12 protein-coding genes are annotated in these 15,158 nt (G+C 31.9%); all 12 read right to left on the bottom strand.

Annotated elements, in window-relative coordinates:
- Positions 1 to 184 precede the first annotated feature (184 nt).
- Positions 185 to 742 carry a toxin-antitoxin system YwqK family antitoxin gene (locus OIU83_RS03485; protein WP_264204879.1) on the bottom strand — a complete coding sequence of 186 codons (558 nt, stop codon included), beginning with the start codon at positions 740 to 742 and terminating at the stop codon, positions 185 to 187.
- 86 nt (positions 743 to 828) lie between these two features.
- A complete protein-coding gene (locus OIU83_RS03480; RefSeq protein ID WP_264204878.1) occupies positions 829 to 1,602 on the bottom strand; it encodes a toxin-antitoxin system YwqK family antitoxin in 774 nt (257 codons plus the stop codon).
- 4 nt (positions 1,603 to 1,606) lie between these two features.
- On the bottom strand, positions 1,607 to 2,329 hold the full coding sequence (locus OIU83_RS03475; protein ID WP_264204877.1) for a hypothetical protein: 723 nt from the start codon (positions 2,327 to 2,329) through the stop codon (positions 1,607 to 1,609).
- Positions 2,330 to 2,516: 187 nt separating this feature from the next.
- Complete coding sequence (gene rpe / locus OIU83_RS03470) at positions 2,517 to 3,179, bottom strand: ribulose-phosphate 3-epimerase (RefSeq protein ID WP_264204876.1); 663 nt, start codon at positions 3,177 to 3,179, stop codon at positions 2,517 to 2,519.
- 393 nt (positions 3,180 to 3,572) lie between these two features.
- Positions 3,573 to 4,436: a sigma-70 family RNA polymerase sigma factor gene (locus OIU83_RS03465; protein WP_007137700.1), complete on the bottom strand. Its 864-nt coding sequence runs from the start codon at positions 4,434 to 4,436 to the stop codon at positions 3,573 to 3,575.
- Positions 4,437 to 4,532: 96 nt separating this feature from the next.
- The gene (locus OIU83_RS03460; protein ID WP_264204875.1) at positions 4,533 to 6,275 is read right to left on the bottom strand and encodes a hypothetical protein; all 1,743 of its coding nucleotides are present in this window, start codon (positions 6,273 to 6,275) and stop codon (positions 4,533 to 4,535) included.
- Complete coding sequence (locus tag OIU83_RS03455) at positions 6,263 to 7,435, bottom strand: DUF4249 domain-containing protein (protein ID WP_264204874.1); 1,173 nt, start codon at positions 7,433 to 7,435, stop codon at positions 6,263 to 6,265. Before OIU83_RS03455 ends, OIU83_RS03460 begins: the two co-directional genes overlap by 13 nt.
- Positions 7,436 to 7,490: 55 nt before the next feature.
- Positions 7,491 to 8,663 carry a DUF4249 domain-containing protein gene (locus OIU83_RS03450; protein ID WP_264204873.1) on the bottom strand — a complete coding sequence of 391 codons (1,173 nt, stop codon included), beginning with the start codon at positions 8,661 to 8,663 and terminating at the stop codon, positions 7,491 to 7,493.
- 68 nt (positions 8,664 to 8,731) lie between these two features.
- A complete protein-coding gene (locus OIU83_RS03445; protein ID WP_264204872.1) occupies positions 8,732 to 9,058 on the bottom strand; it encodes a DUF4249 domain-containing protein in 327 nt (108 codons plus the stop codon).
- Positions 9,059 to 9,150: 92 nt separating this feature from the next.
- The gene (locus tag OIU83_RS03440; RefSeq protein ID WP_264204871.1) at positions 9,151 to 11,943 is read right to left on the bottom strand and encodes a TonB-dependent receptor; all 2,793 of its coding nucleotides are present in this window, start codon (positions 11,941 to 11,943) and stop codon (positions 9,151 to 9,153) included.
- Between the two features lie 19 nt (positions 11,944 to 11,962).
- Entirely contained in the window at positions 11,963 to 12,694 is a 732-nt protein-coding gene (locus OIU83_RS03435) for a hypothetical protein (RefSeq protein WP_264204870.1), read from the bottom strand.
- 174 nt (positions 12,695 to 12,868) lie between these two features.
- Positions 12,869 to 15,004 (bottom strand): polyribonucleotide nucleotidyltransferase, encoded by a 2,136-nt coding sequence (locus tag OIU83_RS03430; protein WP_264204869.1) that lies wholly within the window; start codon positions 15,002 to 15,004, stop codon positions 12,869 to 12,871.
- Positions 15,005 to 15,158 lie beyond the last annotated feature (154 nt).

Below are 15,158 nucleotides of genomic sequence, written 5' to 3'. Positions count from 1 at the left end.
ATACCGTTTATCTTGTTTTTTATCCTAATTCACTTTTATATCAAATGACACTGTACTACTAAGAATAGGCATCATCTTATCATTAAATGTGTATTGGGTTATTGTCTTGATTTGATTGGGACCCTTATGGGTTAAAATTTCCTCAACAATAATTTCTGCTGGTTTTTTACTTTTAATAATTCTTTTAGCTTTGGAGTTTATCAATAGCAACATTTTCTATTTTAAAAGTTCTTTTAGCGTAAGGTATATTAGCTATTAAATAGTAATGCCTTATAATATCTCCGACTTTTATAGTGTCCTCTTTTTTAATTTCGTCCTGTTTTTTATTTATAATTTTATATAGACCAATTGGCAAAATTGAATAACCTTCGTATTTCTTAACGACTCTATCATCAAACTTAATAATAAAACGAGTATTCCCAAGACTATCACACATAATGTACTTATCTATTAAGCCTTTTGGATTGTAGTAAGTACTTTCTAAATTAACTTTACTATCTTTTCTGTAATAAACCGATTCTATTTTACCATTATCATAATAATAGAAACAATTTCCATTTGGTTCATTATTAATAAATTGACCTTCAGTAATTTTAATTCCTTTTTCATTATAATTTATAAATTTCCCTTGTAGAATTGTATCTCCATTTTTAATTATGTATTCATTTGTTCCTATTAATTTTCCTGATGGGCTGTATTCTTTTAAAGTACATACTTTTTCATCCTTAAAGTAAAAAAACAAGAATATTATACCAAGTATTACAATGAGTATTAGTAGGTATTTCTTTTTTTGTTGAGATTCCTAAGAAATCTGAATATTAGCTGACGTTAATGAACATTCACATCAAAAGAAAGTGTGTCATTAAAAACAGGCGTGACTTTATCATTAAATTTGTATTGAACAATACTTCTAATCGTGTTTTTACCTTTTTTAATTAAAACTTCTTCAACATCTATTTGGGTAGGATGTATTTGCTTTATTTCTCTCTTAATTTGTGAATTATCAATTCCTATATTTTCGATTTTAAAATTACGTTTTGCATTAGGAATGTTAGCAATAATATATCTATACTTTAAAACATCTCCTATTTTTAAATATTGATTTTCTTTAATGTTAAATTCTTTTTTATGAGAAAATTTATATTGATAAACTTCTAATTGAAAATAGCCATCATATTTTGTTGCTCCTTTCTCATCAAAATGAATAATAAAGGATGGTTTCGCCCTATCATCATATAACACATATTTATTTATTGTACCAATTGTATCATAAAAAGTACTTTCTAAAGTAATTTTGCTACTTTTTCTGTAATGGATTGATTCTATTTTACCATTATCATAGTAGTAAGAAGAAATACCATTTGGCTCATTATCTACAAATTGACCTTCTGCTATTTTTATTCCTTTTTCATTGTATCGTGTAAATTTACCTTCGAAAATAGTATCTCCTTTTCTAATAATATATTCTGATATATCTGTTATTTTTGTATCTGGAAAATATTGTTTTAAAATATGTATTTTCTCATCGTTAGAATTAAAAAAAAATAATATCAATCCAAAAATTACAGTAAACAATATCCCTGCTAATATTTTTTTTTTCATTTTTTCATTTTTTATGTTTCTCATAATCTTCCCTTCTTTCCCAAGTCTGATTTCCTGTTTTTGAATTATAGCCAGTTCTGACAAACTCATTTTCTAATGAAGGGGTTGAATTTGGTTTTTTCTTATTTGTTTCTTCTTTTACAGATTTCCCAGCCTTTATTGCATTCGCGCCATGATCTGTTGCAGTCATAAAATCATCTGCTTTGTTTTCTCGTGTTGGTTTTCCACCATTTGTTCCTTTTCCTTTGGAAGTACTTCCTTTTACTTCAAATCCCAATATTATAGTAAGAGCTTCAAATGCACCTCCAAAATCAATCCATGTAACATCTCTTCCACCCATGCGTAATGAGGTTGGGTCTTGGTAGTTTCCTCCATCGGAGAATGCAAATCCTCCACTAAAAAAGGGTGATTTCTTTTTACTAAAATTGTGAATAATTTCTCCGTTATAGGTTATTAGTTTGGTATCTCCATCTAATAATATTCTGTTACCATTAACAAACGTTTTGCCCCATGTATGTCCTAAATTAGAATAATGACAAATTTTAGCATGTCCGTCAAGCCAGATTAGTTCTCCTTTTTTTTTATTTCTGTACCAATCAAATGGTGTTCGCCCATAAAAATCGACCAATTGCAATAAATCTCTGTTGTAAGATGCATGGGAAGAATACTGCCCAAGATCGGCATTATCTTTATGAAAGTAATTTTCTGAGTCAAAGTTTTTAAACATAATACATTATTGTAAGTTATTACTTCTTTTTTACAATGATAGGTATAATTTTCAACTTACAATACCCATTTTTAATTATTTACATACTTTAAAATAAGTAATTAACCTAATCGCTCGGATGTATCGGACATAGAAAAAGCCGAGGATTTCTCCTCGGCTTTGGTATTTTTATTTGCTTCTGAAAAAATTAGAAAGAAGTCAGTATTTTTAAATCTGCAATAGTTGCTGTCGGGTTTTCGGCTTTAAAAACAAAACTTCCAGCTACTAGAACATCTGCTCCAGCTTCGACTAATTGTTTTGCATTTTTATTAGTTACACCACCATCAATTTCTATAAGGGTTGATGCATTTTTTCTGATAATTAAATCTTTTAGCTTTTTTACTTTTGCATACGTATTCTCAATAAATGATTGTCCACCAAAACCTGGATTTACACTCATGATACAAACTAAATCTATGTCGTTTATAACATCTTCTAGTAAATCAATATTTGTATGTGGATTAATTGCTACTCCAGCTTTCATACCTTCTGCTTTAATAGCTTGTAAGGTTCTGTGAAGATGTGTGCAAGCTTCATAATGCACGCTTAATATATTAGCGCCCAGATCGGCAAAAGTTTTGATATATCGATCTGGATCAATAATCATCAAGTGAACATCGATAGTTTTTTTTGCATGTTTATTAATAGCTTCCAAAACTGGCATTCCAAAAGAAATGTTTGGAACAAATACACCATCCATGATGTCTATATGAAACCAATCGGCTTGACTATTGTTAATCATCTCGATGTCGCGTTGTAAATTGGCAAAATCGGCTGCAAGAACAGACGGTGCAATAAGTGTATTTTTCATTGTGTAGTTGTGTGTTGTGTTATTTTTGCAAAGATAATTTTTTTAACCGCAAAGTTCGCAAAAGCTTTTAATCTATTTAATCCTTTTAATCGGTGGCTAAAAAATTAACCGCAAAGGGCGGGCGCAAAGAGCTTATAAATAAGATTAAACAAAACGCAAAGAACACAAAGCTTTGCGTTCTTTGCGTATCCCGAAGCTTCGGGATTGTGGCCTTTGCGGTTAAATCTCAATATAAGTGATAGAAATCTGAGGGTATTAAAAAAATAAAACTCCGGTAATCAGCCGGAGTTTCAATCATCAATCAAAAAACGAACAGTCAATCAAACTGTTGTTTGCTTTATAGCCGAAAGTCAAATGTCTCAAAGTCAAAAGGCTTTCTGATCTTAGGGTTTATTAACCTAAATAAGTTTTAAGAATTTTACTTCTTGAAGTATGTTTTAATCTACGGATTGCTTTTTCTTTAATCTGACGTACACGCTCACGAGTTAAGTCGAAAGTTTCACCAATTTCCTCAAGAGTCATTGGGTGTTGATCTCCTAGACCAAAATATAAACGAACTACATCGGCCTCTCTTGGAGTTAATGTTTCTAGTGAACGCTCAATTTCTGTACGTAGTGATTCGTGAATTAATTCTCTGTCAGGATTTGGAGATTCTCCAGAACGCAATACATCGTAAAGGTTAGAATCTTCTCCTTCTACAAGAGGTGCATCCATTGATAGGTGACGACCAGAGTTTTTCATAGACTCTTTTACGTCATTTACTGTCATGTCTAGTTCCTTAGCAATTTCTTCAGCAGATGGTGGACGCTCGTTAGATTGCTCTAATAATGCGTACATTTTGTTGATTTTATTGATAGAACCAATTTTATTTAAAGGTAAACGAACGATACGTGATTGTTCTGCTAATGCTTGAAGAATCGATTGACGAATCCACCAAACTGCGTATGATATAAATTTGAAACCACGTGTTTCATCAAAACGTTGTGCTGCTTTGATTAAACCTAAATTTCCTTCGTTTATTAAATCGGGAAGTGTTAACCCTTGATTTTGATATTGTTTTGCCACCGAAACCACAAAACGTAAGTTGGCTTTTGTTAATTTTTCTAATGCTTTTTGATCACCAGCTTTTATTTTTTGTGCTAACTCTACTTCTTCGTCAGCGGTAATTAGGTCAACTTTTCCAATTTCTTGTAAATATTTGTCTAATGAAGCAGTCTCACGATTGGTTACCTGCTTGGTGATTTTAAGTTGTCTCATGTTTTTGTCTCCTCAATTTTTAAGTGTACAAATAGTTATACGTATGAAGTTGCAAAAAAGTTACAAAATGCGAATAATATTTTTTATTTAAAATCATTATTCCACTTTGAATGTATCTTTTAAAGATACAGGGATTCCCTTTTCTGTAAAACCTTCCATGCTAATTTCGTATGTTCCAGGGATATCTGAAGTGAAAAATGAAATAGGGTTTTCAGTGCTATTTATTGTTACTTCTGGATTCCATAGTAGTTGATTCCTAAAATCAGGGATTCTTTCATATTTTTCTTTATCAGTATAGTCTGCTTTATAGTACGATTTTTTTATCGAAGGTCTAAGAACTGTAGCTTTTAAAATGTAGTTTTCTTTTTGCTGACTTGTAAAATCATTTTCTATAGTAATTAAACTTATTATACCATTAAAAAATTTTGGTCCTACGTAATATCTTCCTGTTATGATACTAATGCTATATACATTTTTCATGTTATAATTAAAAAGCTCGTTTATGTTTTGTAGTAACAAACCATCTACAAGTACTAATGCAGGCTCAGGCAACTGTGGGAAAATTTTATAGTCAGTTACATGTAAAGAATAATTATTTCCTTCTTTTTTGTGATATAGTTCGGTTGTAACTTCTATAATTGTCTCCATTAAGGATGGAAATCTGGTAAAGTCATTAAGAACATATTCTTTGGCAACAGGATAGTAAAAAGGGCTAATTTTAGCTGGCTTAATAATACTGTCTGCTTTGTCTTGATAATAAGCATTTTCTATCTGGCTTGCAATTGATCTTTCTAATAAGCTTTCTTTTACCTCGATCGGTAAGTTAAAGTCTGGTTGGAAGGATAGTTTTGAATAATCTGGTTGATTCATTTTATCCAGCTGTATAGTATAGTTTTCTCGCTCATCGCCTAGAATCTGAATGATTGTTTCGGGATTGTAATAAGCCTTGTCTAAATTAAAAACGAAATGACCGGTTTGATCTGTTTTTACAACTTTAAGAGCAAATGATTTTCCTGGAGATGATAATGCTACAAGGACATTTTGAACATTACCAGTATTGTTTTTTTGAAGAACTTTACCAGAAATCATTTCTCCGCGAAGTTCCGGAAGAATTACTTTTTCTTTATTTTGTAAATCGGTATCAATTGTTATAGGAATTTTAGAAAATTCATTTGTACTAATTTGATTTATTGTTGGCAAATTATCTATTTTTCGAACAGATAAAGAGTAGTTTCCTTTTTCGGGAGTTGTAGCGGAAGATTCAATTTCTAACGCCACCTTTTCTCTGTTAGAAAATGTTTTTTTGTTTAATTTGATTTTAAAATTTTTATCCAATACAGGTTCTTCGGTACGAGGGAGTGTAGCGGTATTTAAGTTGCCTAAATTTGGTTTTTCAGTAATTGTTTTATTTTCAAAAGTATTAGCTTCACTAACCTGATATGGATTTATAATTTTGATATCAATTTGGAATGTTTTTGAAGTCGATGAATTCAGCATCCAATTGGTATAACCGATAAGTTTGTAGTTACCAGTTTTAAGGGTAGTAGGAATAAAATAGCTTCCTTCGCCAGTACTATTTTCTAAGAATAGTTTGTTTTTAAAAATACTACTATTACTAGCATCAATAAGTTCTACATAGGCTAACTTGCTAACCGGACTTGGTGTTTTATCTATGGATTTAACACAATAAATTTTATACAAAATTGTTTCACCCGATACAAATGTTGTTGCATTTGCATGGATAAATACTGTTTCATCTACAGAGATGTTTTGTTGAGCGATAGTCTGCTTTGTATTGATAACCAATATCAATAATAAAATGTACTTTAGTTTTTCCAAAATGAAGGTATTATGTTAGATGAAAATGTTGTGCAATCTCCGCATTCAGAGTTTACCATGATATATTTTATTCCGCCGTTTGAAATGTATACAACGTTTTTGTTTACAAGCTTATAAATCATGGTTTCTCCTTCACAGTCTTCTCCGCCAAAACAGAATTTAAACGGAATATCTTCACATGTAGTAACATAAGAAGGTTGTGGGTTAGATGGGAAGAAATCTGTATAGTTAAAAAAGATTCTTTGGGATGAAACTGTTGCTACATCAAAAAAGCCAATAACTTTTTCGTCAATGTTACTGATGCATTTTATATTACCAGAAATAACACCGGGTTGCTTTGGTGATAAGACACTCGAAGAACTTGATATTTCCTTCATAGTTTTATGAAAAGTATAAGCTTCTAGGTTCTCTACATATTGTTTTACTAAAATGCTATATCTATGAGAAATGATATAATTGTTTTCTTCGATAAAGCGGATGGGAAAATTTACACGGTCTTCTGTTTGATTACCAGTGGTGGTCAAAATAATATCGGTGGATTTTTTGGTTGCGTAACAAACTTTGGTGTCAGGAGAACGTGGAACAAGTTCTACGGATTGTGGACCAGTTACAGCAGCATCAAAAGAAGTCCATCGAGGTGCTATGATTTTATAGGTTTCTTCATATTCGTATCGATAATATTTAGATGTATTGTTTGGGTCATAACTATTTACATTAATTTGTATGCCAGTTCCTTGTTTATTACTTGCTACAGAGGGAACAATACTTGTTATAGGTGTTTCTGTAGTTAAAGTTTCATTGGAGGACTTATATATTTTACCGTCTTTGGTTACTATTTCCAGATAATATGCTCTGCCTGGTGTAACAGTAAATTCCGTTTGTGAAACATAAATGCCCGATTGTTCTATAAAGCTGTATTCATTACCCTGATCGTCTTTAACTATAACATTTGCGCCTTTTTCTACGGTTACTCCCTCATCTTCGAATCTAGCTGTTTTGGTAACCTTTATTTCTTGTTTTTTAAATTCATTGGTTAAAGTGGCTTCGATAACAATAGCCTCTTCATATGTATCTGTTTGTAATGCATAGGTTTCCGTACAACTATTAGTGACATAGGTCAATAGTAGCAAAACAAGGATTTTATTTATTTTAGAATTCATTAATCTATGCTGTTTGGTTAGTTTAATTTTATAAATAATAATTTATTTAGGCTTTTTATTCTACCCAAAATGAGGGTACTATGTTAGCCGAAAACATTGTACAATCACCACATACTGAATCTACCATTGTGTAGCTACTACCACCGCCTGAGACGTATGTAATAGCTTTGTTTGTTATTTTGTAAAGCATTGTTTCTCCTTCACAGTCTTCTCCATCAAAACAAAATTTAAAAGGAATGTCATCACATTGGTTAATATAGGCAGGGTCTGGGGTATAAGGGAAAAAATCAGTGTAGTTGAAAAAGATTCGTCGAGATGAAACCGTTGTCACATCAAAATAACCAATGACTTTTTCATCAGTATTACTGATGCATTTTATATTGCTGGAGATAATACCCGGTTGTTTTGGTGATAATACACTTGAGGAGCTCGATATTTCTTTCATGGTTTTATGAAATGTATAGGCTGCTAAGTTCTCTACATATTGTTTTACCAATATGCTATATCTGTGAGATATGATGTAATCGTTTTGTTCAATAAATCGAATTGGATAGTTTACACGATCTTCTGTTAAGTTACTAGTGTTGAATAACATAATATCAGTAGATTTTTTAGTACTATAACAGGTTTTGGTGTCGGTAGAGTTTTGAATAAGATCCACTGATCGAGGGCCACTTACGACTGCTTTAAAGGTAGACCATCTGGGAGCTACAATTTTATATGTTTCTTCGTACTCGTAGCGATAATATTTAGATGTGTTGTTTGGATCATAGCTATTTACATTGATTTGTACGCCCATCCCTTGTTTATTGCTTACAACAGTGGGAACAATGCTTGTTATAGGTGTTTCTGTTGTTAAAGTTTCATTAGATGATTTGTAAATTTTACCATCTTTGGTTACTATTTCCAGATAATAGGCTCTGCTTGGGACAACATTAAATTCCGTTTGAGAAACATAAATGCCCGATTGTTCTGTAAAGTTGTATTCATTGCCTTGATCGTCTTTTACTATAACATTTGCACCCTTTTCTACAGTTACCCCCTCATCTTCAAATCTAGCTGTTTTGGTAATCTTTATTTCTTGTTTTTTAAGTTCATTAGTCAAGGTGGCTTCTACTACTATTGCTTCTTCATACGTATTTGTTTGTAGGGCATATGTATCTGTACAGCTATTAGTGATATAACACAATAGTAACAGAAGAATGATTTTATTTATTTTAGTATTCATGATTTATGTATTGAATAGTTCTTTTAATTTTAGAAAATAAGCATTTATATGTAAATAATGAATGGTTCTTAATCTATCCAAAATGATGGTTTTATATTTGATGAAGTAGCTGCTACATCAAAAAAAACAATCACCTTTTCATCGGCATTTGAGATGCATTTGAGATTTCCGTTAACCAATCCAGGTTGTTTTGGAGATAAGATACTAGAAGAACTCGCTATTTCTTTTATGGTTTTATGAAAAGTATATGCTTCCAGATTTTCTACATATTGTTTTACCAATATGCTATATCTGTTTGTTGTGATATAATCTTTATCACTGATAAAACGTATTGGTAAAGTTACACAGTCTTCTTTCAGAACCTCTTCATAGGTATCTGTTTGTAAAGCATACATTTTGGTACTACTATTTGTTATATAACATAATAGTAGTAATAGAGAAAGGGTTTTATTTAAATTTTTAATTTTCACTATTTGTGTACTATAAATTAAAATTTAAAATTATAAGTAATACTTGGAACTGGAATTGAGAAAATAGAAGTTTTGTATGCTTTTATTTGTCCTGCATCAGTTACAAAATAAATAGAGTATGGATTGCTTCTTCCTAATACGTTGTAAATAGATATGTTCCAGAAGCTATGAGCTAATTTCTTTATCTTATGATTACCTTCAATATTAATTCCAATATCTAAACGGATATAGTCAGGAATGCGATATTTATTTCTGTCGCTATATAGTGTATATTCTGCATTTCCATATTGAAAAGTCCCAATAGGATATGTGATTGGTCTTCCGGTTTGGTATAAAAAGTTGGTAGATAAACTATAGCGTTTTGTGAATTTATAATTTAAAACAGCGCTCAGATCATGAGGTTTGTCAAAATTTGCAGCAAAATAGTTTCCATTGTTTACTCTTTCTGAGTCAAATTTACTGTCAAGTTTTATAAAAGTTCGAGAATAAGTATAACCAATCCACCCGTTTAATCGACCTACTTGTTTTTTTATTAAAAACTCGATACCATATGCTTTTCCTTCTCCTTGTAAAAGCTCTGTTTCGACATTTTCATTTAATGTCAATTGTGCTCCCACTTTATAATCCAGAATATTTTGTGATCTTTTGTAATACCCTTCCAGACTAAGTTCTATTTCGTTATCATGTAAGTTTTTGTATAAACCTAGAGAATATTGTTGTCCGCTTTGAGGTTTTATATTTGAGTTAGAGAGCGTCCAGGTATCTGTAGGAGATTGTGTAACGTTGTTTGAAAGAAGATGTATGTATTGTCTCGTTTCATCAAAACTTGCTTTTATCGAGAAATCTTCAGTAAAGAAATAACGTGCAGCTATACGTGGTTCAAAACCTCCGTAAGTTTTCATTACTTGATTATTTCCATAATGTTCCGTACCAATAACAGATGCATCATCAAGAGGTACTCCGCTTTGATATATACGCTCATTAGCTTCGCCTAATGCTGCATAAAATGAATAACGCAAGCCCAAATCGATTAATAATTTATCGTTTATTTTAAAATTATCCGATATAAAAATGGCAGATTCAAGACCTTTTTCTTTGTCAATATCTATTGGAACTAAAGTTGATTCGGGCTTCTTAGGATGCTGATAACCTGGCGCGACATTGTATAATTTACTGGAAATACCATAGTTTATATTATGTTTTGGGCTATAGGCATAGTTCAGTTTTAATGCAAGTTGTGTTTCATCGATTTTGTATCCAAAATCAAAAGCATTATCTCCTGCAGAATTATAATCGATATTAAATTTATACTCGCTGTTTGTGAAAATTAAAGAACCTTTATTCTTCTTATTAAACGTATGATCCCATTTTGCAGAAGCAAGACGATTACTGTATTTATATAAAGAATCCGAACTTATACTAAAGCGGTCATGACTATAATATAAAGTTGCTTCTACAGCATTATTCTTGTTTATAGTATTGTTGTATTTAAGAATTCCATCGTAAAATCCTGCTTCACTATTTTTTAAGTTTTCATCATCCAAAGATTTTAAAATCCAATCAGAATAAGTTGCTCTGAATCCAACTATAAGGCTGGATTTATTTTTTTGAATTGGTAAACTTAACATTAGGTTGGAAGTTATTGGGCCTATAGCACCTTCACCAGAAATTTTTTCGGCATTACCATTTTTTGTAGTAATATCAAAAACAGATGATAAACGTCCTCCAAAATCAGCAGGGATACTTCCTTTGTAGATATCGGCTTTCTTTGCTGTGTATGGATTTATGGCAGAGAAGAAGCCTAAGAAATGTTGTGGATTGTAAAGAACTGCATTATCTAATAGTACTAAGTTTTGATCTTCTTTTCCTCCACGAACATTAAATCCGGCAGAACCTTCTCCAGTAGTTTTTATACCAGGAAATGTAGTTGCTATTTTAAGAATATCACGCTCTCCTAATATTAAAGGGACGTTTTTCATGGCTTCGATATCAATAGATACAAGCCCCGAAATAACAGTTTCAGTAGTTTTTGGTCTCTTGTTTTTTACAATTACTTCATCAAGTAAATTAGTGTCTTCTTGAATGCCAAAATCAAGTGTACCGTCATTGTAAACCATTACCGTTTGTACTACTTTTTTGTAATTAAGCGATTTTATTTCTATTACGTTAATTCCTGGAGGTACTTGCATACTGTAGTGACCTTCATTATCACTTATAGCGCTTATGGTCTTGTTACGTACCTTGATGTAGATATTGGATTCAGGTTTGTTTGTAATTGCATCTCTTATGTAACCAGATAGGATGCAGTTTTTTTTCTCCGTAATATCTGTTTCCTTTCCGATAAAGACTACAGAGCTATTTTTTTTGGAAGAACCTTTATTGTTTTTTAAAGAGTCATACTGTTGGTAAAAGATAGGGTTCTGAGCGATCTTGTCGGCTAGTTTGTCTGAATTATTTGTATTAGATGTAGCAAAATAATTAGGAGGTAATTTATCATGGATACTACTGCTATTTGTCAAAATTATTTTCTTCTTAAGAACTAGATAATTAAGATTTGTGTTGCTGAATACTTTATTTAATATTTCATCAATAGTAGCATCTTTATAACTTCCCGAAATTAAATTCTGGTTTGATTTAATCCATTCAGGGTCGAAATAAAACTTATATGAAGACGAAGTTTCAATAGATTGAATAACTGTCGTTAAATTGGCATTTTTAAATTCAAATGATAATTTATCATTTGTTTCTTGTGCGAATAAAAATTGATTGGAAAATAATAAAGTAAATATAATAAGTAGAATTTTTCTCATGGGTATATTTTTCAGTAATTTATAGAGAAGAGTTTATGTATTTAAATAAGTTGACCATAAATTGATTATTGTCTGATTTTCGCATTTCTCTATTCATTACATAAAAATCATTAATCTGTTTTTTCTGATTTGGAAATATTTTTAAAATATCATTCTTGCTATTAACACTATAATAGGTGTTTTTATAAAAGATAAAATAACTGTCGTTTTCTGAGAAATTGTAATATAATCCAAAATCGTTTATTCTTTTTTCAGCATCTTTATGATGCTTGGTATAAAAAATAAAGCCTTCTCGGATGGTATTTAATTCGTAGTAGCCAGTAGTTAGCTGTGGTAATGATGATATATTTTTATTTAGTTTTATGAAGTTTTTTCCATTTATAGAAAAAGAGTCTGTTTTGTCTCGTATAAGAGTTATAGCAATATATTCAGATTCTCCGTATGGGTTTAATATCAATTCATCTTTATGAGTATTGTATTTGATGTTTACATCATAATACATTTGCCCATCATAGTTTACACTACCTTTTGTGAATTTATTAGCAATATAATACATGTTGTTATCGCCAATTGTTTTGTAGGTATCTTGGTAGAGAGGACCATTATTAAGACCCATATTTTCTTTGCCAACGGTGTTGTCAAACCAATTGTTAATTGTGGCTTCTTTATTAGTTTGGCTATATAAATTGGGAATATTTAAGAATAATCCAAATAAGAGTATGTGGATGTATTGTTTTTTATGATTTTTCAAAGGAATATCTGATTTTGGTTTTGGTTGAATTCAAAAGTATTAAAAAAATGTTATAAGTATCACGTAAATATGTTAAAAAGTAATAAAATGATTATAATAAATTGAAAAACCCCAATTCAAATGAATGAATTGGGGTTTTTTCTATGAATAAACCTTTAGTAAACTAAGATCTGATTACTCTTTTTTCTCCTCACGTGGAGGTCTTGGAAGAAGTGCTTTTCTTGACACTTTTTCTTTTCTAGTTTTAGGATCAAGTCCTAAGTATTTAACTTGGAAAACGTCTCCCATGTTAACTACATCAGTAACGTTCTCCGTACGTTCCCAAGCTAGCTCAGATACGTGAAGTAAAACTTCATTTCCTGGTGCAGCAGTATACTCTACTACAGCTCCAAAATCTAGCATTTTGATTACTTTAACTTCATAAGCTTCGCCCATTTGAGGTTTGAAAGTAATAGATTGAATTTTAGCTAAAACAGCTTCAATTCCTGCAGGATCTGTACCTAAGATTTCGATAACACCTTGCTCATCAACTTCGTTGATTACAATAGTTGTTCCAGTAGCTTTTTGTAATTCTTGAATTACTTTTCCTCCAGGTCCAATTAATGCTCCAATAAAGTTTCCAGGAATAGTTCTAGTGATGATTTTTGGAGAGTGCGCTTTAACGTCTGCTCTTGGAGCAGCAATAGTCTCAGTTAATTTTCCTAAAATGTGTAAACGTCCTTCGCGTGCTTGCCCTAAAGCTTGCTCCATGATGTCGTAACGTAAACCATCAATTTTAATATCCATTTGGCAAGCTGTAATACCGTCAGCAGTTCCAGTTACTTTAAAGTCCATATCTCCTAAGTGATCTTCATCACCTAAAATATCAGACAATACAGCAAACTTTTCACCGTCAGTAATTAATCCCATAGCAATTCCAGAAACTGGTTTTACCATTTGAACTCCAGCGTCCATCAAAGCCATTGTACCAGCACAAACTGTAGCCATAGAAGAAGAACCGTTAGATTCTAAAACCTCAGATACAATACGGATAGTGTAAGGGCAATCAGCAGGGATCATGTTTTTCAAAGCTCTTTGAGCTAAGTTACCGTGACCAACTTCTCTTCTTGAAGTTCCTCTTAGAGGTTTAGCTTCACCAGTTGAGAAAGGAGGAAAGTTATAGTGTAAGTAGAATTTCTCTTCACCTTGCTCAGACGGAGAATCAATTTGGTTAGCCTCTCTAGAAGTTCCTAAAGTTACTGTAGCCAATGCTTGAGTTTCTCCACGTGTAAATAAAGAAGAACCGTGAACTCTTGGTAAATAATCAATTTCACACCAGATTGGTCTGATGTCTGTTGTTTTTCTACCGTCTAAACGAACACCTAATTCTAATACTACATTACGAACAGCTTCTTTGTTTGTTTTGTAGAAATATTTAGAAACTAAATCTCCATCAGCAGCTAATTCTTCTTCAGTAAATAAAGCTTTTACTTCTTCTTTTACTTCAGCAAAAGCAGCAGTTCTTTCGTGTTTAGCCGAACCAACTTTTGCAATAGCATATATTTTATCGTAAGCAGCAGCTTTTACTTTTTTGTAAATTTCTTCGTTTTCTTTCTCACCTTCGTAAGTGCGAATTTCTTTTTTACCAAAAGCAGCTTGTAAACGCAATTGAGCCTGAATTTGAACTTTAATAGCTTCGTGAGCAAATTTAATTGCCTCAACCATTTCAGCTTCTGAGATTTCTTTCATCTCACCTTCAACCATTGCAACAGAATCTAAAGAAGCTCCAATCATCATATCGATGTCAGATTTTGCTAAGTCTTCTCTGCTTGGGTTGATTACAAATTTTCCGTCGATACGCGCAACACGTACTTCAGAGATTAAGTTGTAAAAAGGAATGTCTGAAACTGCTAATGCTGCAGATGCAGCTAAGCCAGCTAATGCATCAGGCATAACTTCTTCGTCATGAGACATTAATTGAATCATAACTTGCGTTTCAGCATGGTAATCATCTGGGAAAAGCGGACGTAAAACACGGTCTACTAATCTCATTGTTAATACTTCGCTATCGCTAGGACGAGCTTCTCTCTTAAAGAAACCTCCTGGAAAACGACCAGCAGCAGCAAATTTTTCGCGATAATCTACCGTTAAAGGTAAGAAATCAACATTTGGGTTAGCGGTACGAGCTGAAACTGCTGTTGCAAGTATCATCGTGTCGCCCATTCTTACTACTACAGAACCATCAGCTTGTTTAGCTAAACGTCCTGTCTCGATTGTGATGCTTCTGCCATCACCTAAATCGATTTTCTCTACAAATAATTGTGGAATCATAAATTTTTCCTTATTGGTTATACAATGGGTTTTAGTTGTGTTGTAGTTGTTGTTGTGCGTAGTTAATGCCTAAAACCCAATGAAAAACCAAACTTTTTTTCTTTGTTTATGTAAAAACAAAAAGAGGCACTCTCGCACCTCTTTTTTATATTGA

The organism is Flavobacterium shii (assembly GCF_025847235.1).
Taxonomy (GTDB): Bacteria; Bacteroidota; Bacteroidia; order Flavobacteriales; family Flavobacteriaceae; genus Flavobacterium; species Flavobacterium shii.
Note: the sequence above shows the minus strand (reverse complement) of the source record. Positions and strands in the feature narration are given on the sequence as shown.

Bases quoted from the DNA above. Each gene is read 5' to 3' on its own strand.
- OIU83_RS03475 (WP_264204877.1), bottom strand. From the start codon at position 2,329: ATGTTTAAAAACTTTGACTCAGAAAATTACTTTCATAAAGATAATGCC.
- OIU83_RS03480 (WP_264204878.1), bottom strand. From the start codon at position 1,602: ATGAAAAAAAAAATATTAGCAGGGATATTGTTTACTGTAATTTTTGGA.
- OIU83_RS03450 (WP_264204873.1), bottom strand. From the start codon at position 8,663: ATGAATACTAAAATAAATAAAATCATTCTTCTGTTACTATTGTGTTAT.
- OIU83_RS03445 (WP_264204872.1), bottom strand. From the start codon at position 9,058: ATGTATGCTTTACAAACAGATACCTATGAAGAGGTTCTGAAAGAAGAC.
- OIU83_RS03455 (WP_264204874.1), bottom strand. From the start codon at position 7,435: ATGAATTCTAAAATAAATAAAATCCTTGTTTTGCTACTATTGACCTAT.
- OIU83_RS03430 (WP_264204869.1), bottom strand. From the start codon at position 15,004: ATGATTCCACAATTATTTGTAGAGAAAATCGATTTAGGTGATGGCAGA.
- rpe (WP_264204876.1), bottom strand. From the start codon at position 3,179: ATGAAAAATACACTTATTGCACCGTCTGTTCTTGCAGCCGATTTTGCC.
- OIU83_RS03440 (WP_264204871.1), bottom strand. From the start codon at position 11,943: ATGAGAAAAATTCTACTTATTATATTTACTTTATTATTTTCCAATCAA.
- OIU83_RS03465 (WP_007137700.1), bottom strand. From the start codon at position 4,436: ATGAGACAACTTAAAATCACCAAGCAGGTAACCAATCGTGAGACTGCT.